The organism is Psychrobacillus sp. BM2, from assembly GCF_048572895.1.
GTDB lineage: Bacteria > Bacillota > Bacilli > Bacillales_A > Planococcaceae > Psychrobacillus.
In genome coordinates this window covers 1,080,941-1,101,545 of the sequence record NZ_CP183878.1, presented here as the reverse complement: position 1 = coordinate 1,101,545, position 20,605 = coordinate 1,080,941, and the positions used below count along the sequence as shown (strand labels likewise).

Annotated in this window: 20 protein-coding genes; 2 read left to right on the top strand and 18 right to left on the bottom strand. The window is 36.2% G+C overall.

Annotated features, from left to right (window positions below):
- Window positions 1–31: 31 nt before the first annotated feature.
- The 14 genes from ACN6MX_RS04850 to ACN6MX_RS04785 all read right to left on the bottom strand — a co-directional run bounded on the left by ACN6MX_RS04850 (window position 32) and on the right by ACN6MX_RS04785 (window position 14,419).
- On the bottom strand, window positions 32–2,197 hold the full coding sequence (locus ACN6MX_RS04850) for a penicillin-binding protein (RefSeq protein WP_419961542.1): 2,166 nt from the start codon (window positions 2,195–2,197) through the stop codon (window positions 32–34).
- Window positions 2,198–2,232: 35 nt separating this feature from the next.
- Window positions 2,233–2,601, bottom strand: coding sequence for a cell division protein FtsL (gene ftsL / locus ACN6MX_RS04845; RefSeq protein WP_419961541.1), 369 nt, complete (start codon window positions 2,599–2,601; stop codon window positions 2,233–2,235).
- Entirely contained in the window at window positions 2,602–3,552 is a 951-nt protein-coding gene (rsmH, locus tag ACN6MX_RS04840; RefSeq protein ID WP_419961540.1) for a 16S rRNA (cytosine(1402)-N(4))-methyltransferase RsmH, read from the bottom strand.
- 149 nt (window positions 3,553–3,701) lie between these two features.
- The gene (mraZ, locus tag ACN6MX_RS04835) at window positions 3,702–4,133 is read right to left on the bottom strand and encodes a division/cell wall cluster transcriptional repressor MraZ (RefSeq protein ID WP_419961539.1); all 432 of its coding nucleotides are present in this window, start codon (window positions 4,131–4,133) and stop codon (window positions 3,702–3,704) included.
- A gap of 1,122 nt (window positions 4,134–5,255) precedes the next feature.
- Complete coding sequence (gene bshC, locus ACN6MX_RS04830) at window positions 5,256–6,872, bottom strand: bacillithiol biosynthesis cysteine-adding enzyme BshC (RefSeq protein WP_419961538.1); 1,617 nt, start codon at window positions 6,870–6,872, stop codon at window positions 5,256–5,258.
- Window positions 6,873–6,980: 108 nt separating this feature from the next.
- Window positions 6,981–7,358: a DUF3397 family protein gene (locus tag ACN6MX_RS04825; protein WP_419961537.1), complete on the bottom strand. Its 378-nt coding sequence runs from the start codon at window positions 7,356–7,358 to the stop codon at window positions 6,981–6,983.
- Window positions 7,351–8,241 (bottom strand): 2-dehydropantoate 2-reductase, encoded by an 891-nt coding sequence (locus tag ACN6MX_RS04820; protein WP_419961536.1) that lies wholly within the window; start codon window positions 8,239–8,241, stop codon window positions 7,351–7,353. Before ACN6MX_RS04820 ends, ACN6MX_RS04825 begins: the two co-directional genes overlap by 8 nt.
- Before the next feature lie 869 nt (window positions 8,242–9,110).
- Window positions 9,111–10,652 carry an acyl-CoA carboxylase subunit beta gene (locus ACN6MX_RS04815; RefSeq protein WP_419961535.1) on the bottom strand — a complete coding sequence of 514 codons (1,542 nt, stop codon included), beginning with the start codon at window positions 10,650–10,652 and terminating at the stop codon, window positions 9,111–9,113.
- Between the two features lie 15 nt (window positions 10,653–10,667).
- Complete coding sequence (locus ACN6MX_RS04810) at window positions 10,668–10,880, bottom strand: acetyl-CoA carboxylase biotin carboxyl carrier protein subunit (protein WP_419961534.1); 213 nt, start codon at window positions 10,878–10,880, stop codon at window positions 10,668–10,670.
- Entirely contained in the window at window positions 10,877–12,238 is a 1,362-nt protein-coding gene (locus ACN6MX_RS04805) for an acetyl-CoA carboxylase biotin carboxylase subunit (RefSeq protein WP_419961533.1), read from the bottom strand. The genes ACN6MX_RS04810 and ACN6MX_RS04805 overlap by 4 nt, the downstream gene beginning before the upstream one ends.
- Before the next feature lie 129 nt (window positions 12,239–12,367).
- Entirely contained in the window at window positions 12,368–12,766 is a 399-nt protein-coding gene (locus tag ACN6MX_RS04800; RefSeq protein ID WP_419961532.1) for a transcriptional regulator, read from the bottom strand.
- 60 nt (window positions 12,767–12,826) lie between these two features.
- Window positions 12,827–13,588 carry an enoyl-CoA hydratase/isomerase family protein gene (locus ACN6MX_RS04795; protein ID WP_419961531.1) on the bottom strand — a complete coding sequence of 254 codons (762 nt, stop codon included), beginning with the start codon at window positions 13,586–13,588 and terminating at the stop codon, window positions 12,827–12,829.
- A gap of 93 nt (window positions 13,589–13,681) precedes the next feature.
- Window positions 13,682–13,855, bottom strand: coding sequence for a 50S ribosomal protein L32 (rpmF, locus tag ACN6MX_RS04790; RefSeq protein ID WP_090562877.1), 174 nt, complete (start codon window positions 13,853–13,855; stop codon window positions 13,682–13,684).
- A 24-nt stretch (window positions 13,856–13,879) separates the two neighbouring features.
- Complete coding sequence (locus ACN6MX_RS04785) at window positions 13,880–14,419, bottom strand: YceD family protein (RefSeq protein WP_419961530.1); 540 nt, start codon at window positions 14,417–14,419, stop codon at window positions 13,880–13,882.
- A 124-nt stretch (window positions 14,420–14,543) separates the two neighbouring features.
- Between ACN6MX_RS04785 and ACN6MX_RS04780 the strand changes: the two genes are divergently transcribed.
- The gene (locus tag ACN6MX_RS04780) at window positions 14,544–15,761 is read left to right on the top strand and encodes a nucleotidyltransferase (protein WP_419962553.1); all 1,218 of its coding nucleotides are present in this window, start codon (window positions 14,544–14,546) and stop codon (window positions 15,759–15,761) included.
- Window position 15,762: 1 nt separating this feature from the next.
- Here the strand turns inward: ACN6MX_RS04780 and ACN6MX_RS04775 are convergent, their stop codons facing one another.
- Complete coding sequence (locus tag ACN6MX_RS04775; protein ID WP_419961529.1) at window positions 15,763–16,809, bottom strand: SepM family pheromone-processing serine protease; 1,047 nt, start codon at window positions 16,807–16,809, stop codon at window positions 15,763–15,765.
- 96 nt (window positions 16,810–16,905) lie between these two features.
- Between ACN6MX_RS04775 and ACN6MX_RS04770 the strand changes: the two genes are divergently transcribed.
- Window positions 16,906–17,781, top strand: a complete 876-nt coding sequence (locus ACN6MX_RS04770) for a hypothetical protein (RefSeq protein ID WP_419961528.1) — start codon at window positions 16,906–16,908, stop codon at window positions 17,779–17,781.
- A 289-nt stretch (window positions 17,782–18,070) separates the two neighbouring features.
- Here the strand turns inward: ACN6MX_RS04770 and coaD are convergent, their stop codons facing one another.
- From coaD to ACN6MX_RS04755, 3 genes are read right to left on the bottom strand one after another with little or no spacing between them, the layout of a single operon-like run.
- On the bottom strand, window positions 18,071–18,556 hold the full coding sequence (coaD, locus tag ACN6MX_RS04765; RefSeq protein WP_419961527.1) for a pantetheine-phosphate adenylyltransferase: 486 nt from the start codon (window positions 18,554–18,556) through the stop codon (window positions 18,071–18,073).
- A 1-nt stretch (window position 18,557) separates the two neighbouring features.
- On the bottom strand, window positions 18,558–19,124 hold the full coding sequence (gene rsmD, locus ACN6MX_RS04760; protein ID WP_419961526.1) for a 16S rRNA (guanine(966)-N(2))-methyltransferase RsmD: 567 nt from the start codon (window positions 19,122–19,124) through the stop codon (window positions 18,558–18,560).
- A gap of 15 nt (window positions 19,125–19,139) precedes the next feature.
- Window positions 19,140–20,558 carry a hypothetical protein gene (locus tag ACN6MX_RS04755; protein ID WP_419961525.1) on the bottom strand — a complete coding sequence of 473 codons (1,419 nt, stop codon included), beginning with the start codon at window positions 20,556–20,558 and terminating at the stop codon, window positions 19,140–19,142.
- Between the last annotated feature and the right edge of the window lie 47 nt (window positions 20,559–20,605).

The window sequence follows — 20,605 nt, the reverse complement described above, 5'->3', positions numbered from 1 at the left end:
AGAAAATGACTCTAACTATTCTCTTCCTCTTTTAATCCTGAGGTAAATCTGTTATTATTTCTTCTTCGTTAGTCTCCATATTCGTTACTTCCTCTGGAGTTGCAAATCGAACGACGATTGGAGTATCAGCCGTTACGATTGAACCACCAGTCAAACTCTGTTCTGTTACAAATCCTTCTCCAACAATATCAATCTGTAAATTGGATAATGATTTATAAACCATAACATTTCTTTTTGACCATCCCTTAAAGTTAGGCAACCTAATATCTCCTTGACCCTTTATAAAGACTGTGCCATTTGAAATAGTTGATATATTAGCTTCTGGATACTGCTCTACTACATTGTCGCCCTGTCCAATAACTACAGTTTTTAATCCTAGTGCTTCCAGTTTACTTTGACTTTCTATCATATTTTCTCCGATTACATTAGGCATTTCAATTGGAGTCGCAAGTTCCAAATTCTCAGGCTCGATATTTAAATATTTCAAACTTCTTTCCATGACCGTATTGAAAATTTCTGATGTCGTATCAGAACCTGATTCTGTCAACTCCAAATTAGGTCGATGAACCATGATATATACGATTAACTGCGGATCCTCAACTGGCGCCATCCCTAAGAAAGAATAGAGGAAATCATTTCTTCCCCAATAGTAACCTCCACCGGGTTTTGCTATTTGAGCAGTACCTGTTTTACCAGCAGATGTATAACCGTTTAACTTAAACTTCTTGGCAGTACCTTTTTCTGAGGTTACAGTGCTTGCCAGTATTTCTTTTACCTGTTGTGCAGTTTCAGCAGAAATGGGAGATTCTTTCTCCGACGGTTTATGATTAAGTTCTATTTCATTTGTATTTGGATTGACAATTTTATCTATAATATAGGGTTGCATCATCTTTCCTTCATTTGCTATAGCAGTCATAGCTTGCACCATTTGTATAGGTGTAACAGTTGTCCCCTGACCATATGTCGTAGTAACACGTTCAACTGGACCAGAATCTGCTATGATTCCAGTTGTTTCATTTGGAAGGTCGATGCCCGTCTTTTGTCCAAATCCAAAAAGCTTAATGTACTCATTGAATGTTTTCTCTCCAATTTGGTTTAGTAAGTAAGCCATGGATACATTAGAGGAACGTTGGAAACCTTCTAAATACGATATATTTCCCCACCCTACTACGTTATGATCACGAATTGTTGTATCGTATATAGTATAGGATCCAGATTTAAACGTAGCATTAGGTGCCCATACTCCCTCTTCAATAGCAGATGCTAGAGTGAATATCTTAAAGGTAGATCCTGGTTCAATTGTCTGCTCTGTTACTTCATTTAACCAGTTGGTCGATAATCCTTCTCTTGTATTCGGTTCAAAGGTAGGACGCTGGGACATAGCTAATATCTCACCCGTTTTTGGATCTGCTACTATAGCAGTCATACGTTCTGGTTCATATTTTTCTTGAGCATTATTCATCGCATCTTCTAGAAAGTTTTGAATGGTTTTATCTAGTGTGAGGTGGATATTCAAGCCATCTTGAGCCTCTGTCACCATTTTTTCAGCATTCGGTAGTAAAAACCCTTTTGTATCACTCTTGAATTCTACTTTTCCTGGCGTACCTGTCAGCTCTTTATCATAAATGTATTCAAGCCCCATTTTCCCAACTGCTTCGGCTGTCCCATCTTCCTTTTCTTCTTTAAGAGCAAAACCTATTAAATGAGAAGCAAACTGGCCATTTGGATATAATCTTTTCAAATCCTCTATAAAAATAATTCCAGGTAGTTTGTTACTTTTAATCTCTTCCATTACCTGGTTGCTAATGTCCCTACCAGCTTTTCCGAATTCCACTTGGTATTTCTCAGCTTTTATATTCTTATCTAGTAAATCTTTAATCTCTTGTTCTGGCATATTTATATATTCCGATAATACTTTAGCAGTCTTTGCCGTATCACTAACATGTCTTTGTAAACTACTATTATTAGTGGCACTTGGGCTAATCACAGCAATCATCTTGTAGCTAAGTGTATCCTGCGCAATAATTTCACCATTTCGATCAACTATTTCGCCTCTACTCGCTTGAAGAGTTTGTTCTCTGCTATATTTGTTCTCTGCCTTCGTTGATAATACCTGGCCTTCTGCTGTGCCTGTATACTGTATAAATACAAAACGACTGAGTAATAAGAAAAAGAGCCCTCCATATAGTAAAAACATTAGAAAGGCTCCCCATTGAAAACGAAATTTCTTATTCATTGTCCTGGCACTACCTTTACGTTTTGCTCATTCAGTTTCAAACCGAGCTCTTCCGCCTTTTTCCAAATGCGATCATAGGTAGATAATTCATTTACTTGTATAGACAAGTCAGTATTTTTTTTCACTGTAGAGTCAATTTCCTTTTCTAACAAGGAAATATCAGTAGTTGTAGCTCGCACAGAGGTTTGTGTTTGAATAATCATTAATGACAGAATAGTAACTACAGTTAACAATCCCACAAAAAGAAATTTTTCTCCTTTGGAAATCAGTTTATTACGTTGTTTTACCGGCTTCTTTACATGTGGTTGTTCAGGGTAAGAAGGCCGTGTTATGTATGTTTGTGATTGGTGGTTACGTATAGCCATTTAGACACTTCCCTTTTCAATTAATTTTTCCACAATGCGTAACTTAGCTGAACGAGAACGATTATTTACTGCCAGTTCTTCCTCTGAAGGAACAATTGGTTTTCTAGTAACCAGTTTTAACATTGGCTCCATACCGGCTGGAATCACTGGTAAATTTGGTGGTAAATCCGGTAAAGAGGATGCTTCTTTAAAAATTGTTTTAGTTAGTCTATCTTCTAAGGAATGGAAGGTAATAACGCTAACTCTTCCCCCTACTTTTATAAGCTTAATTGCATCCTCTAAAGAGTCTTCTGCTGCTCCTAATTCATCATTTACAGCAATTCGAATTGCCTGGAAAATACGTTTCGCAGGATGTCCACCAGTTCTTCTAGCAGCTGCTGGAATGCCTTCTTTTATCAGTTCTACGAGTTGGAAAGTCGTAGAAATTGGTTCTATTTCTCTGGCCTTTTCTATTTTTCGTGCTATTTGTTTAGAAAACTTCTCTTCTCCGTAACGGAAAAATATTTTAAGTAATTTTTCGTATGACCATTCATTAACTACATGGTAAGCGGTTAACTCACTTGTTTGATCCATCCGCATATCTAACGGTGCATCATAGTTGTAGCTAAAACCACGCTCTGGCGTGTCTAATTGAGGAGATGATACACCTAAGTCATACAAAATTCCATCGACTTTTTCAACACCAATTTGGTAAAGTTCATCTTTTAAATAACGAAAGTTTGCATGTACAAATGTTACTTTATCTAAAAACGGTGCTAGTTTTGTCTTGGCATTTTCAATAGCTGTCATATCTTGATCGAAGCAAATCAATCTACCATTTTCATTTAATTGTTGTACTAAATATTCACTGTGGCCTGCTCCGCCTAGCGTGCAATCCACATAGATCCCGTCAGGACGAATAGCTAGTCCATCTACTGTCTCTTTTAATAATACGGTTGTGTGATGAAACAAGCTGTCTCCTCCTTTTAATCAAATTCCCTTTGGCGTGGTTCATTTCAGATATTTATCGAGTTTACTCGATAAATACCTTAAAAAAAATCTGTTAAATCCGCCAAAGGCTTCAACTCAATCCAGCGGGGTCAAACTCCTGCTAGATTAAGTTATATGTCAAAGCCAATCATATTTTCTGCAATATCATTGAAAGAATCCTCAGAATCCACAAAATAATTTTCCCAAGCATCTTTAGCCCAAATCTCTAGACGATTCGATACTCCAAGAATGATGCATTCCTTGTCCATTTTTGCATAGCTACGGAGATTATTTGGGATGTTAATACGCCCTTGTTTGTCTATTTCTACTTCGGTTGCACCGGAGAAGAAAAAACGAGTAAATGCTCGAGCATCTTTTTTCGTAACGGGAAGTTCTTTTAGTTTTTCTTCGAGTTTTCGCCATTCATTCATAGGATAACCAAATAAGCAATTATCAAGACCACGTGTTAGAACAAAACTCTCTTCTAAGTGCTCTCGGAATTTGGAAGGAATTATTAACCGTCCCTTCGCATCAACATTATGTTGATATTCGCCCATGAACATGCTACTCACCCCACTTTATGTCAATAACATACCACATTGCCCCACTTTCCTCCACCGTTTTTTTGAAAAAGGTACTATATTTCTTTAAAATGTGTAAATAGTACTTGTTGAGACAGTATTTCTAGCAATTTCAACAAAGTAATCATAGAACTTTATGACGTGAAAAAATTGGAGTATTTTTATGTATTTATTGCAATTTCCACACATTTACGAAGAAATTCCACAGAAAGTGGGGGGAGGTGTCATGGAAACATTCTATCTTATCTTTACTTGCTCTCACCTTTTGTTTACTTGCCTCCACCTAGAGCTTACTTTCGGTCGTAAAGGATTTACTTGCGATTGATTAACTTTTACTTGCGAAATGGAAAATTCCCCCAAAACACTTTATTGATTCACTACAAAAATGTCTAGAATCGAATTACTAATAGTGGCTATCTACTCACTAGGGTGACCAATAGATAGTATCTTTAGATAGTCCTACATATACAAAAAAATCCCCGGTCCTTTAAGGTCAAAACCTGTTTTTAGCGTTTCCGAAGTGATTTGGACAGACTTATTGCTTTAGTATTACCCAATGTTTTTTTAGAGCAGCTGGTCGTTACTAACGTCACGACCAGCTGCTCTTTTCTCGTTAATCTTATGGCGTTTGCCTGTCCCTCCCCCTTCTACAACTTTTAGAAATAGGTTAGTACATTTTGGGATAACTAAAGAAAAGCTACTTTCTTATTCATAGAGTAAGCTCTCGAAGATGCAATTTCGTTCGCTTTTTCGCTTCTTTATTGGAAAAACACTTACTACTTCTCTTTATTTCCACTAGTATAAAAGAAAATCTGCTTTCTTCCTCTATCATGGGATAATTGCGTTTCTAATTCAAAAGCGATTACAAATAATTTGACCAATCTTATCATCTAAGCGATAAGCTATACTAGATCTCATAGTCGCGTACTACACACTATATTGATTGTAGTGAAAGGTGGCGACTCCGGCGGGAGGAGGGAGACAGATGAAACGGAAATCAGCAGTATTTATTATTCCTTCAAATACCATGAACCAAGTATTCACGGGACATTTTTATATACTTACCTAAAAAAAGTCCCCACTAATGAAAGTGGGGATTGCGATTTATATATATATCACATGATGTTTACCGTTAAATTCATAAGGGACTTTTAATAGGTCTTGAATTAGAATTGGACCATATTCATTTAACAATTGAATAGGTGTATATGTTCGTTCTTGTAGCCCACCATTTGGTACAAGATTCATACTTATACGATCATACCGATTAATTGTTGCATCTAACTTGCTTAAGAATGTATCCTCAATTGCATTATGGATAAATTTCAACTGTTTTTCATGAATTTGTAAATTCTTTTGTACTAAAGGAGAGAGCTTCAACCCATCCGTTATTAAAAGTTTCTCTAGCTCGTTATACTTTTTCGTAAGATCCTCTTGTATTTCTTCAATCAAATGTGGAATTTCTTCATTACGATTATTATTAATATAATTCAACTTAGCATCTTGCAGCGATCCATCCCACACGTCTTCTATAGTAAAAGAAAACTTTTCAAGTAATGATTGCGTTTTTGCATTGACAATCGAAATACTAATTCGTGGCATTAGAACAGGCATTTTCATATCAAAAAGCTCGAATGTTGTTTTTAGTGTACCCCAATAAGCAATTTCACCAGGTCCTGCTATGAAACTTAACACCGGGAAGACCATCTCCTGCATTAATGGTCTAGTCACAACATTATTACTTAACCTTTCAGGGTGTTCTCTTGCAATTTCCATCATTTCATCAAATGTAAATGAGAGTCCCTTTGCCTCATGGATAAATCGATTGTTCACTCTTTCCAATAAGAAGCGTTCGCCATCTTCAAGGTAAAATAAGTGAGCCGCGGATTCTTTTGCTTGGATAGGAGTGCCATACCCTTCTTGCTCCATTTTTTCCTCATGCTCAAATACGGACTTAGCTATTTCGGTAGCATGTAATATTTGTAATTGGAAATAATCACTTTCCAGCTTTCTTAATGGTTCATATGCAGCGTCTAATAACAGCAACCCTTCCTCTTGAAAAAGCTCGTTCATCAAGGCCGTAAAAAAGCTTGTATACGTTAAATTATTTTCTAAAAGCTCCATAACTTTTGATTGGAGATTTTTCGTATATAAAGTTTCTGGTAAGCTTTTGAAAATTTCATCCAAATAACCATCCATTAGCTGCTGATCAAAAGTAGATTCGGAAGCAATTTTTTTAGTTCTAGATTTTTCTGGATAAACAAGCTTTTGAAGCGTTCGACTTCTTTCTATGTATACATGATTAATCTCATCAATATCATGATCCTCTCCAGCAATCCAAAAAACAGGTATAACAGGTTTTCCCAGCAATTCTCTTTGTTGTTTAGCCAAGGTAATAACGGAAATTGCTTTATGAATTGAATACAAAGGTCCGGAAAGAATTCCTGCTTGCTGCCCCCCTATAACTACGATCCCATTGTTTCTAAGTTCATCTATATGCTGGCTGCTTTTCACTGAAATACCATATTTACTCATATATGAAGTTATGACTTCAGCAAGTTCAGTTCTTTTATGTTTGCTAAAATCAGCTTCTTGAATCCTTTTGTTAAGTGCCTTTTGATCCCATTCATAATGAAAGAAAGAAGATAAGTCAGTTATATCTTCTAAATATTTCTTATAAAATGAGGAAGCGAATGGTTGTGTGTACTGCTCTAATCGCACGTTTTTTTCCACCTCTATTATTTTCAAATTCATTTGGTAAAAATTCAGTAAGGCTATCATTTTAAATACTTTAAGAGTATATCACTTACTATTTATGTGTGAAAATTATTAGCTTATATAAGCTAAAACATATCGGATAACTCCGAATAACCATAAAAATGCATATAGACAACATAATAGTAGAAATAATAATCTCCAAATTTTCCTTAATAATGGGATTACTTCTATTTCTTTTTTAGAGCGCCATTCTAAATACGTTATAATTGTTGCTAAAATAATCGAAAAAATAACAAGATACCAACCAACCTCTTTTAAGAAAACGAAAGAAAACAGATTAGTAACAGAAAAATATAAAAAGAAAGTCGATATATCAGATGCTATTCCGATTGACTTTTTTCTTTTTTGTAAGATAAATTTACAAAATAGAAATACAACTAAAAAAACGACTATGGGATATATGACGAAAACAGAAAGGACATTAACCATTATTATCACCATCTTTATTTATTTCACTTAATAATAAATAAAATGTATGTAATATCGGCAATGTTTGCTTTCTTTGAGTTGCTCTTTCTAATATAGCTCCAACTATAGTATCCAGCTCCATCATTCGACCATTCTCAAAGTCTTTAAGCATGGAAGAACGATTTGCTCCAGTATTGACACATAGCGCAACAACTTCATCCCATGGAAGTCTTTCTTTCCATTCCTCAAATGCTTCCATCATTTCATCGTACATATCTTTCAATATAACTTTGTAAGAATCATTCGCAATAAGCTCACCATTAGACACACGAGCAATGGTAGTTAATGGATTGATCAAACAATTTAGCATCGCTTTTTTTACAAGCATTTGCTCGATATTCGGGGTTAATATTAATGGAAATTGGTCGTTATTATTTTCCACAAAACTATTAATAAAATGCCATTCACCCTTATAAGACCCAATATAAGTTGGACCTATCCCTAAGTGTTGAACTGTAGAGTTATTTTTTTTCGCAGCACCATGTAACACTGAACCGATCATGATAGTTTCTTGTTCTAAATGCTCTAAAAAAGCAATATGAGATAATCCATTTTGGATAAATAAAAGAGGGATATGCAGCGGCAAAGAATTTAACTGGTCTTCTAATTGGGTAAGGTGATGGTACTTCACTGCAATAATAATAAGATCCATCTTTTCTAAATCAGCTATATCCCAAACAATATCACAAACAATTTGCACCGGATCTTCAGTTTTCTTTACTATGTAAAAATGATCGACCTTATTAGTTTCTCTGACTAAGAAGGTAATATGGTGACCTGATTCCGATAAATATGCACCAAATAGGAGTCCTATTGCTCCTGCACCAACAATACCAATATTCATAAATTCACCTCATTATTTAAGAAATACCGGGCAAAAAAATGCCCAGTCCTTATAGTTCAAAACCTATTTTTATCGTTTTCGCAGGGCTTTGGACAGACATCTTACTATAGGATTATCGAGTGAATTTTTAGTGAGTATTGGTTGCGACGATTGTCACAACCAATACTCACTTTTTTCCGTAATCTTATGGCAGTTGCCTGTCCTTTACCCTTCTACAACTATTAGAAACAGGTTAGTGCGTTTTTGTTTAACTAGAGAAAAGATACTTTCTAATTCATAGAACAAGCTCTCGAAGATGCAATTTCATTCGCTATTTCATTTGTTTATTCGATACATACTATCTATTTTTCTTTATTTCCACTAGTAAAAGGAAAATTGTCTGCCACCATCTATCATTGCATAACAGTATTTCTACTTCATCAGCGATTACAAATCATTTTATCCCTACATTAACTGGACCTAATCTTATTAGCTAAGCGATAAGCTTTACTAAATCTTCTTGTTGAGCACTACTTCCTTCATTAATTGCAGTGGAAGGTGGCGACTCCAAAGGGATAAGTGAGAAAGTAAAGACCCCACAGGCAGCGTTAATTCGGGACTAAGGTAAGTACCTTGTATCGTGTGTCGACAATTCGCGACCAGTATTGTACTGAGCTACGGAGGTCAACAGGATGTTGGTCACGAAGGCGTTGCGATCGCGTGGTGGCGCTTTTAGTCTTCGTTCCTTTGTAACCACCTGAAACGAAAATCAGCAGAATTATCCATTTTTTTAAGTATCATGATTCCAGTAATGTACACGGTACTTTTTTTTATACTTATTGCCTTTTAAAAAAGGCCTACCTCTGAGGTAGACCTTAGCATGAACAATATTATACAGGAAGCACTGGATGTTTTCGAGGTGCATTTACTATTTGTTTATCTTCATAAAATCGCAGACGATTTGCAAGCTCAGAGCGCAGATTACTTGGCGCTACAATCTCATCGATGATCATTTCAGAAGCAAGTTTGTAAATATCAATTTCCTCTTTATACTCCGCATGCTTTTCTTGAACGAATTTCAAACGTTCTTTTGGATCTTCGATTGCTTCGATTTTGTTTGAATATACAGCATTAACTGCTGCTTCTGGACCCATTACAGCAATTTGTGCTGTAGGAAGGGCAATGCACACATCTGGCTCAAACGCAGGACCAGCCATTGCATATAAACCAGCTCCATATGCTTTACGCACAATAACAGATATTTTAGGAACTGTTGCAGAACTCATCGCTGCAATCAGCTTCGCACCATGTCTAATAATTCCTGCACGTTCTACTTTCGTTCCAATCATAAATCCTGGAACATCTGCTAAGAATAATAGAGGAATAGAAAATGCATCACATAGTGAGATGAATTTTGTTGCCTTATCAGCAGAATCTACGAAGAGCACTCCGCCTTTAGCTTTAGGCTGATTAGCAATAATTCCCACAGCACGACCATCAATTCGTGCTAATCCTGTAATTAACTCAGGAGCGAACAGCTTCTTCACATCAAAGAAGGTTCCTTCATCGATAATCGCATCAATAGCTTCGTACATATCAAACGGTGCATTTTGATTTTCTGGAATGATTTCTTCAAGTGTTCTTCCTTCTTTAACAGCCTTCGGTTCCACTTGTTTAGGTTTTTCTGTATAGTTCGATGGGAAAAAGCTTAAGTAGCGCTTAGCCTCTGAAATTGCCTCTTCTTCCGTAGAAACAAGTACATCCCCTACACCACTGACCGTACAGTGCATACGAGCTCCACCCATCTCTTCCAGTGTTACCTTTTCACCGATAACTTTTTCGGCCATTCGCGGGGAACCTAAATACATTGAAGCATTACCTTCAACCATAAAGACAACGTCACAAAAAGCAGGAATATAAGCTCCCCCTGCAGCAGAAGGGCCAAATAACAGGCATATTTGAGGTATAAAGCCTGAAAGTCTTACTTGGTTATGAAATATTCTTCCTGCTCCTCGTCGATTTGGAAACATATCTAGTTGATCGGTAATACGCGCACCAGCCGAGTCTACAAGGTACAACATTGGTACTCTATTTTTTTCAGCTATTTCTTGAATACGAATAATTTTTTCAACGGTACGTGATCCCCATGATCCAGCTTTTACAGTGGAATCATTTGCCATGACACAAACAGTTTGTCCATTAACTTTACCTGTAGCAGTTACAACACCATCTGCCGGCAGATCCCCTGCTTCAATATTCGCAAAGCGACCATCCTCGATATATTCTCCATCATCGAAAAGTAACACTAACCGATCACGTACAAATAATTTATTTTGCTCTTTCATTTTGTCATGATATTTTGCCTGTCCCCCAGAGTAAACGGAAGCCAGCTTTTCTTCTAATCTATCATTATACCCTTTTGTTTCTCCCACGTTGTAAAGCCCCCTTTATTCAAACGTTACTAAAACATCGCCTTCGTTTACGAAGTCGCCTTCTTTGGCATTAATTGTTGCAATTTTACCCGCTGTTTCCGCTTCCATTGGAATCTCCATTTTCATGGATTCCAATACCATTACTACCTGTCCAGCTGACACTTCTTCTCCAACTGCTACATTTACCGTAAATACTGTTCCTGCCATAGTCGATTCTAAATTTTTCATTTTGAAACTTCCTCCCTTTGTTTGTTCATCCATTCCCCTAAAACGGATGTTGAATACTCACCACTTGTAAAACTCTCATCTTCCAAAAACTGATGGAATAGTGGAATATTTGTTTTCACACCTTCTATTTTAGCAGAAGAAAACACTTTTTGCGCAGACTCTATCGCTAATTTTCTATTTTCTGCATGGACAATCACTTTAGAAATCATCGGATCATAGAAGGGCGTGACTTTATCGCCTTCCCCGTAACCCGCATCTATTCGGATCTCCTCTTCTGTTTCAAAGCTTTGCGAAGTGATTGTTCCAGGAGATGGGAAAAATGTTTTAGGATCCTCTGCATATATTCTAAATTCTATAGCATGTCCATTAGATTTTATCAAAGACTGATCTGTTATAGGTAGTTCTTCCCCTGCAGCAACTTTTAACTGCCATTCCACTAAATCGAACCCCGTGATTGCTTCCGTAATTGGATGCTCCACTTGCAATCTAGTGTTCATCTCTAAGAAATAAAACTGATGATTATGATCCACGATAAATTCAACTGTCCCCGCATTAATATAATTCACTGCTTTCGCTGCATTTACAGCAGCCTCCCATAATTTTTCCCTAGCTTCCTGAGGGAAATTTGGAGAAGGTGCCTCTTCCATAACTTTTTGGTTTCTACGCTGAACCGAACAATTTCTTTCGAATAAATGCACGATATTTCCATGATTATCTCCAAAAATTTGTACTTCAATATGTCTAGAAGAATCAATGAATTTCTCAAGAAAAACTACATCGCTACCAAAATAGGACTTCGCTCGTGTTTTGATCGACTCAAAATTTTTAACAAGGGTCGCTTCGTCATCACAGCGAATCATTCCTATACCACCGCCGCCAGCAGTTGCTTTAAGCATGATTGGATATCCAATTGAGGTAGCGGCTACTTTTGCATCTTCTACAGAAGCAAGTCCTTCTTCCGTTCCTGGAACAACCGGAACGTTTGCATTAATCATCGTAATTCTTGAGCCGATTTTATCTCCCATTTTTTCTATAGTTTCCGGCCTTGGACCGATAAAGATAATTCCTTCCTCCTCTGCCTTACGGGCAAATTCAGCATTTTCCGATAAAAAACCATATCCCGGATGAATAGCATCAACTTTTTCCCTTTTCGCTAGTGCAATAATATCATCTGCCTTTAAGTAGGATTGTTGAACTTGACTAGGGCCTATAAAAAAAGAATAATCAGCCTCTTTTACATAAGGCAGATCTTTGTCTGCTTCGGAATAGATTGCCACTGTTTCAATATTTAATCTCTTACATGTTTTAATAATACGTCTTGCTATTTCTCCCCTATTTGCGATTAAAACTTTCTTCAAAATAATTCCCCCTCGATTTGAATATTTACCCCATCTCTATTAGTCTATACGAATTATGAAAGCGATTACAACTAAATTCTTGGATATTATATCTTATACAAGAAAAGAAGCCCTATGAAAAGGCTTCTTTTACTTGCGTTCAATATGTGTTATGCCTTGTTTGACCCAGTTCAATAGCTGTTCATAATCATTTTTCAACAAATTATATGCACTGGAAATTTCGTCGTAAGAATGCCTCATCTCATCATAACTTTCCATTGCCAGTTGCAAATGGTTCTGAAGAGAAGAAGAATCCGCTATTTCCTTAGTAGAATAAGAGGTCGGTTTTTGTTCTTTTTTCATAATTTGCGGGCGTAGATTTTTGTTCCATCGGAATGCACAAGCCTGTTTGGATCTACCCAGTAATACACTCGCTTCCTGAAAACCAGAAATTTGCGTGTGACCGTCATTAATTTTATTCAAAATTATTTCTTTTAGAAGATTATCTTCTTCCTCAGTCCAACTATCTTTTCTCAATTTCACATTCATCTGGATCACCCTTTGCTTTTTTATTAATATATGCAAAGTAGGTACAAATAGACTCTCATATTATTTCTTTTTAGATAAAAATGAATCGACCGCTTGATGATGTGCTTCTTGCGCCCATAATACGGAACAAGTTCTAACCTCTTCTATAATTCGTTCGAATAATTTGGTCTGCTGCCATTTTCGAATTAATTGCATTTTATACGCTTTTAAAACAGTATCATGTGGCATAATCATTTTTTGTGTAAATTCCTCTAGTGCATTATATTTGTTTCCTTCAAAAACTTCGGTTGCCCATCCAATTGCCTGAAGCTTATCAGATGAATAGGGCACTGCTTCTGTTAGCATTTGTAGGGTATGATCTTGTCTCAACCCTTTTTCCCACAGATAGGTTCCTCCACCCCATCCAGAAGTAATTGCCAACTTTCCTTGTATGAATCCACATCTTGCATCTTTTTTTACTAAACGATAATCGCATAAAGTAGCAATCTCACAACCTCCACCTACAGCGGTACCATTAACTAATGCTAAAGTTGGAATGGTTAGTGTCGCAACATCATATAAAATTGTCGCTGTGTCACTTAACATCTCATACGATTCTTGCTCTGTTTTCAACTTATGTAGAACAGATAAATCACCACCCGAACAAAAAGACTTATCTCCTGCTCCTGTAATTACTGCTAGCTTGATAGAACTATCATTTTTTACTGTATGTACTAACTCTTTAAAACCCTCTAAAACTTCCCAGTTTATCGCATTATGTATTGCAGGTCTATCTATTTCCAATATGATTATTTCTTCTCTTTGTACTAATGTATAAGCCATTTCCATGCACCCCTTTAAGAAAATGTATATAGAGAAAAAGACTACCAAAGAGCCATGGTCTCTTTGGTAGTCTTTTAAGGAACAAATACTGTATTATTTGCTCAATACTTCTTTCCCTTTGTATTGACCGCAAGATTTACAAATACGGTGAGCCAATTTCATTTCACCACAATTTGAACAAGCAACCATACCAGGTACGGATAATTTAAAATGTGTACGACGCTTTCTTTTTACAGTTTTAGAAGTTCTTCTAGCTGGTACTGCCATAGGTGGCACCTCCTTACAGATCTATTATTCGTCTGTTTGATCAAAATACTTAGCTAAATCAGCAAGTCTTGGATCTACTTTTGGTTGTTCATCTTCCTGCATTTCTTTAAGTTCTTCGTCTGTTGTATAGCTCCAACCATTTCCACCGTCATGTTTAAATTGGTCTGCACCGTCTTTATACACTTGCATTGGAATTTCCAGAAGAATTAATTCTTCTAGAACTGGGTCTACGTTTATAACATCACCTTCTACAACATGAAAATTATCATACGCTCTTGCAGAAGCGAGTGCTGTTTCAGACCAGTTGAAGATTTCAACAGATTCAATCTCAAACGGAAATTCTACATCTTCCCATGTGCGTGCACATGGTAAAATAAGAGTTCCTGAAAGCTGAAAGTGACAAGTCATTTGCGCTGCACCAAATGTACAGTGCCCTTTTACGTGAACGGGTGAAATCCTTCGAACGTCCTGGTTCCGCTTCTTCACGTCTTCGAGTTCCACGAATTCATCTAAAGTTAGTCCGTTCTCACGATATTTAGATAGCTGATGAATTGCCCATTTCATACGATTATCACCTCAAGACAACAAAGTTGATTATATAATGACTGATTTTAGATGTCAAGATAATTTCTTGTCACTACATTATTTTAACATTATACTTGCATTAAGGAAAGGATTTGATTTGAAGATGAAAGCAACTGGAATTGTTGTAGAATATAATCCATTTCATAACGGTCATTTGCACCACTTACAGCAAACTCGTATAAAAACGAATAGCGATATCGTCATTGCTGTCATGTCTGGCGATTTTCTACAACGTGGGGAACCAGCGCTTGTTGATAAATGGACTCGTGCAAAAATGGCCATTGCTGCGGGTGTTGACTTAGTAATTGAACTTCCCTATGCATTTGCTACAGCCCAAGCAAGTGATTTTGCAAAAGGTGCTATTTTTTTATTAGATGCTTTAAAATGCCATTCATTTTGTTTCGGAAGCGAAGAAGGATCATTAGAAGCATTTCAACAAACATATAATCTATTATCAGCCAAAAAAGACGAATATAATACGGCCATTGCAAATTATATAAAAAAAGGCATCAGTTATCCTAAAGCATTAAATGAAGCGTACAATGAAATTTCAAAAGCCACTACCGTCCCATTAGTAGATCTATCCAAACCAAATAATATATTAGGTTATCATTACATACAGGCAGCGAACCTTTTAAATAGCGATATACAACCAGAGACAATCAGGCGAGTCGTCGCTAATTATCATGATGATGCTAGCAACACTGAAACGATAGCTAGTGCTACCGGTATTCGGAAATTACTTTTTGAAAGCCATAAACTTTCAGAGGTAAATAAATATATGCCAAGTACTAGCATAGAAGGACTAAAGGATTGGGAAAATACCAACTATTCTTTCGGTAGCTGGGAACAGTTTTATCCGACACTAAGATTACTTATACTGCGCTCATCCAAGGAAAAATTGTCTCAAATTGCAGAGATCACCGAGGGAATGGAAAATGCCATTTGGAAAGCGGCAATGACACACTCTAGCTTCGAATTGTTTATGCAACAAATAAAATCAAAGCGCTTTACGTGGACAAGGATTCAACGAATGCTAACACATATTTATACCGATTTTACTTGGAACCAATTACGCGACATTCATTACCCTACTTATATTAGACCTTTAGCAATGAACAAGAAGGGACAGGCATATTTACAAAGTATAAAAAAAGACTTGCAGCTCCCACTGATAAGCAGAGTAGCCGCAAGTAAAAATGATAAACAATTACAGTTAGATATTAAAGCTGCCGACCTATATTACTTAGGGTTGCAGTCTTCGTATGGTCAAAGCATGGTTGGCAGTGATTTTCGTATTGCTCCAATTATTCAAGAATAGCTTATTTGGGCTCTAATTGATCTAAATAAGCAAGAGCATCATCAATGGTTTTCACAGGTACGATTTTCATTTTCGTACCTATTTTTCTTGCAGATTTTAAGGCTTCTTCATAATTAGACGTTAGTCCAGGATTATTTGCCAAAATAGCAGGATCAATTTCATCGTCAGGAGCAAACATTATTTCTATGTCTTTATTGTCCGCAGCTATTACTTTTAAATCTATTCCACCAATTCTACCAACTGTTCCATCTGGCCCCATTTCACCCGTTCCTGCTATCTTATAGCCCTTGGTTATATCTTCTGGTAATAACTGATTCAAGATTTCTAAAGTGAACATAAGCCCCGCTGACGGTCCTCCAATATCTTCGGAGTTAATATGCACTTCTGGAGTAGTTTCAACTTTTTTGTCTGCAGTGTAGCTAATACCGATTCCGGGCTTTTCAAGCACTCCAGGGATTGTTTTAAGGGATACTTCTTTATCCACCTGTTCCCCATCACGCTCAACCTTTAAACGGATAACATCCCCCTCTACTTTGTCAGCTAGATAGGTTCTAATAGACTCTTCAGTCAGATCATCGATATCATCCATTTGTAAAATTTTATCGCCAGCCTTTAATATTCCATCAGCCGCACTCCCATCCACCACATTAAAAATAAATATTCCGTTATTTGATATAGTGTAAGGCTTATTTGCCCTATTAAATGCAACTGAAATAGCATTAAATTGAGAATTAGACATAAGCTTTAATTGACGAACATTATATTCTTCTTCATCTTCATCTTCCTGACGAATTTCATTTGCTTTGTAAATTTTTTGACTATCTGTAATTTTAGCATAGGCGTATGTGAGCGGCGTAGCTTTTGCTAGGGCAATCGTAAGGAGACTCAATGTACCTTCATCATCCTGATCCCCACCATCGACTTCAACAAACGGATCCAATTCGTAAGCACCGCCTGGTTTCGAAATATAAGATTCCATTGGATAGAAACCTAACGCCAAAACTATCACTACTATGAAAAGAAGGATTATAGGATTTCTCTTCTTCATCAAAATATCCCTCTCTTTCTATAACACATTTGAATATTAGTTTATCACTTCCCTTTTTTTCTGACAAAATATATGTGAACAAAGGATGAATTTTACATGCATAGACTAATAACGATTGGAAGCTGGGCACTTATTATCCTATTATTTTTGCAGCCCGGCATTGCACATAAAGGTGCAGTAGAAGGAATGAGGATTTTCACAACTGCTCTATTACCTTATTTACTACCTTATTTAGTAATAACACAGCTGTTTATACGTTCTCAAAACTCGTTCTTAAATACGACGAATAAATTTAAAATGTATTTTAATGTCTATTTACTAAGTGCTATAGGTGGGTTTCCAAGTGGGGCTGCTGTTATAGCCTCTTTAAAGGATATAGGCACTTTAAATAAGGGTAACGCCAGTTGGTTGCTTGCAATATGCCATGCCCCCAGTCCAATGTTTGTTATAGGATTTGTAGGCATTGAGATCTTCCACGCTGAAATTGCCGGTATTAAACTTTTACTTATTATTCATGCAGTGAACTTAGTGTTTTTATTGGTATTTATCATTTTATCTCCACCTATCCATGAAAATATACATGTTCAAAAGACTTCAGATTCACCGTTTCAGGAAAGTATTAAAGAGACCTATCAAATATTATTGCTAATTGGTACTACAGTCATATTTTTTACTACAGTTAGTTTTATCGTGTTTGAATCCATCAAAGAAATTCTACCTAACATCTCACCTATCCTGCTTGTTTTTGTAGCATCTATATTCGAAATGACTGGTGGGATTAGCTTAGCCGGGGAAATGTTAACAGGCTCCACGTTTTTACCATTTGTTGTTGCTCTTATTATTGCTTTCAGTGGCATAAGTATTCATATGCAAATAATTGTACTTGCTCAGAAAGCAAATATTCCTATTCGTAAATATATTCTTTTCCGCTTTCTTAGTATGCTTATCATTCCAATATTATTCTTCCTATAGTTTCAATAGAAAGAGAGGACGTGGAAATTGATGGGTTTTCCTTTTCGCAAGTAAATTGACCTTGATCATAAGTAAATGAATTTGTAGAGCAAGTATATTCTAATTTAACGCAAGTAACTTGCCCACCAATGTAAGTAAATATTTTCTATATCCATAGAAACATTTTATAACAGGCTGCTGTCTTATTCTTCGCAGACAGTGCAAATGCAGGTGGATTAGCAATGGTTATTCAATTCTCCATTAAGCAGAACAAAATAGAACCTCGCGTAAATGACGAGGTTCTGGTAGGTTAGTATGTATTATATTTTTCTTTTAATGCTATTTCCACATGAGATGGCACAAGTTCCTCTATTTTCCCACCATACCTTGCTACTTCTTTGACGATACTTGAACTAAGGAAAGAGTATTGGTTTTTGGTCATGATAAAAAATGTTTCAATTTGATCATTAAGTACCCGGTTCATAGACGTGATTTGCATTTCATACTCGAAATCCGAAACGGCACGTAAACCACGAATAATAACACTGGCATTAACACTTTCCGCATAATCTATCAATAAACCTGAAAAAGTTTGAACCTTGACATTTGGTAAATGTGAAGTCGCATCTATGATCAATTGCATTCTTTCCTCAACAGAGAAAAGTGGATTTTTCGAAGAGTTATTCAAAACAACGACAAAAACCTCTCCAAAAATGGATGCCCCTCGATTAATAATATCTAGATGACCATTAGTTATCGGATCAAAAGTACCTGGTACTACAGCTATTTTTCCCAATTTAATTCCCCTCTTCTTTAAGGCAACGATAAATAGAGATAACCGTACCGCCATATATCTCTTTTTTAACTAATTCAAAGTCACCATAGGATTTTTCAAGTGTGACATTTTTCTCGTGTTCACAAACAATAATCGCAGTATCACTCATACATCCTTTTTCTACTAAGGATTGAACTAGTTCATAATACACTAATTTGTTATATGGAGGATCCACAAATAATAGGTCAATTTTAAGCTCTCTTTTCTCAAAAGCTTTCACTGCTCTTGTCGCATCAGCTTTGAAAATTTCACTTGAGTCCTCTAGACGACACTTCGTTAAATTATCTTTAATCGTCTGTACAGCCTTAGGGTCTTTTTCGATAAAGATACATCTATCAACACCTCTGCTCAAGGACTCGATTCCTAAATTACCACTGCCTGCAAACAAATCCACGGCAATTCCACCATCAAAGTATGGGCCAATCATGTTAAAGATGGACTCTTTTACTTTATCTGTTGTAGGTCTTGTATTCATCCCCGGGACTGCTTTTAATGGCAGTCCTTTTTTCGAACCTGATATAACTCTCATAACTACACTCCGATCCTAAAATAGTGAGGACTGTGTAATATTAATACGATTATCTTGTTTTTCGATATTCAATAAAAACAAACGTATCATCCACGCTTCTTCAATATATAATTGTGATCCAATAACTTCAAATGGTTCTGATAACGCATCATATCTTTTTTCATTTAATACATAGAATGGCTCTTGAATTGGAAAGCGAAATGCTCTCGTTGCATTTTGAACATATAGGCCTTTATCTGTATCATTAAGTGTATACCCTAAAGTAGTTAATAATGGTTCTGCTGCATATAAAACCTTACCATTCTTGAATAGAACTTTCATTTCTTCATGCTGTTGCTCATTGATATATACAGGTCTATAATCTTCAAATAATAATGGAAAATTTTCCGCCCCTGCTTGTTCATTCAACACGAAGAAGGATGTTTTTAAATCGATGATATCTGTCAATATCTTATCAAATTTTGCTGCAGTTGTTTGTTTATTGTTTAGTAATGCTGTTTGAAACTCTACTCGTTGTTCAGATGTTAAATAATTATTCACCGTTTCATACATCCAGATGGACTTCTCTGAACCGACTGGTATATCTAACAAAAAGCTACTTAAAACCTCTGTTATCATCTGCTCATCTTGAGATAATCCATACTTTGCTTGTATATTCTTGGTAATTAGCTCCTGTTGTATAGAAGCAATATCCTCATGTTGAATAAACGCGATACGAGAAGCATCTATATTATGCTTATTAGTCCCAAAAAGTATAGCTAAATGTTCGTTATTAGTAAAATTTAACTCACCAAGCAAATTAGTAACTTCATCTGGCAAAGTGTTAGAAGCATATATAGTGAAGTAATCATCTTCATATTGAATTGGTAATACTTCTTGCTGCCAATATAATTCTTGAACATCTCCGGCACCAAGAGAAAGTGTATAATCGATTAACTCAAGTGAAGTTTTACCAATTAGAGGTAATCCAGTTACCCACATGCCTCCTCTTTTCACTTCATCCGTAATATGAAGTGTAGTAAGCGAGACACCTCCAGTTTCCAATTTAACTAGGAAATTTTGTATTAATTGACCATCTATTAAACCATCAACTAAAGGTATTTCAAAGGAAATACTCTGTTTAGAATTCTCTCCTGCTTTAAACGTCATCATATCTTCAGCTAGACGGTTGCAGCTTTCACTAGTATCCAGATCACAGTTTCTATTCTCACTGATAATCGGCCATGATACAGTAACTTCTTCCTTTGGCATATCGTTAAAATGTTGTTTAATAACTATCTTATCCTTCTTTACTTTCATTTCCACTTCTTGTTCATAAAAGAATACTTGTCCCTCCTCTTCTAATCCAGAAGAGTATGCATCATATTGAAACAAAAGTAAAACACTATTAGTAACAATAAGGAATAGACTTAAAAAACTTAAAACAAATTTCATAGAATTGTCCTCCAACAAAGTGGTAAGATATATGAGAAAGGAAGTGT

Bases quoted from the DNA above. Each gene is read 5' to 3' on its own strand.
- ftsL (WP_419961541.1), bottom strand. From the start codon at position 2,601: ATGGCTATACGTAACCACCAATCACAAACATACATAACACGGCCTTCT.
- ACN6MX_RS04755 (WP_419961525.1), bottom strand. From the start codon at position 20,558: ATGAAATTTGTTTTAAGTTTTTTAAGTCTATTCCTTATTGTTACTAAT.
- ACN6MX_RS04795 (WP_419961531.1), bottom strand. From the start codon at position 13,588: ATGGCTTATACATTAGTACAAAGAGAAGAAATAATCATATTGGAAATA.
- ACN6MX_RS04775 (WP_419961529.1), bottom strand. From the start codon at position 16,809: ATGAAGAAGAGAAATCCTATAATCCTTCTTTTCATAGTAGTGATAGTT.
- mraZ (WP_419961539.1), bottom strand. From the start codon at position 4,133: ATGTTCATGGGCGAATATCAACATAATGTTGATGCGAAGGGACGGTTA.
- rpmF (WP_090562877.1), bottom strand. From the start codon at position 13,855: ATGGCAGTACCAGCTAGAAGAACTTCTAAAACTGTAAAAAGAAAGCGT.
- ACN6MX_RS04770 (WP_419961528.1), top strand. From the start codon at position 16,906: ATGCATAGACTAATAACGATTGGAAGCTGGGCACTTATTATCCTATTA.
- ACN6MX_RS04780 (WP_419962553.1), top strand. From the start codon at position 14,544: ATGAAAGCAACTGGAATTGTTGTAGAATATAATCCATTTCATAACGGT.
- rsmD (WP_419961526.1), bottom strand. From the start codon at position 19,124: ATGAGAGTTATATCAGGTTCGAAAAAAGGACTGCCATTAAAAGCAGTC.
- ACN6MX_RS04785 (WP_419961530.1), bottom strand. From the start codon at position 14,419: ATGAAATGGGCAATTCATCAGCTATCTAAATATCGTGAGAACGGACTA.
- ACN6MX_RS04850 (WP_419961542.1), bottom strand. From the start codon at position 2,197: ATGTTTTTACTATATGGAGGGCTCTTTTTCTTATTACTCAGTCGTTTT.
- ACN6MX_RS04810 (WP_419961534.1), bottom strand. From the start codon at position 10,880: ATGAAAAATTTAGAATCGACTATGGCAGGAACAGTATTTACGGTAAAT.
- ACN6MX_RS04825 (WP_419961537.1), bottom strand. From the start codon at position 7,358: ATGGTTAATGTCCTTTCTGTTTTCGTCATATATCCCATAGTCGTTTTT.
- ACN6MX_RS04820 (WP_419961536.1), bottom strand. From the start codon at position 8,241: ATGAATATTGGTATTGTTGGTGCAGGAGCAATAGGACTCCTATTTGGT.
- ACN6MX_RS04800 (WP_419961532.1), bottom strand. From the start codon at position 12,766: ATGAATGTGAAATTGAGAAAAGATAGTTGGACTGAGGAAGAAGATAAT.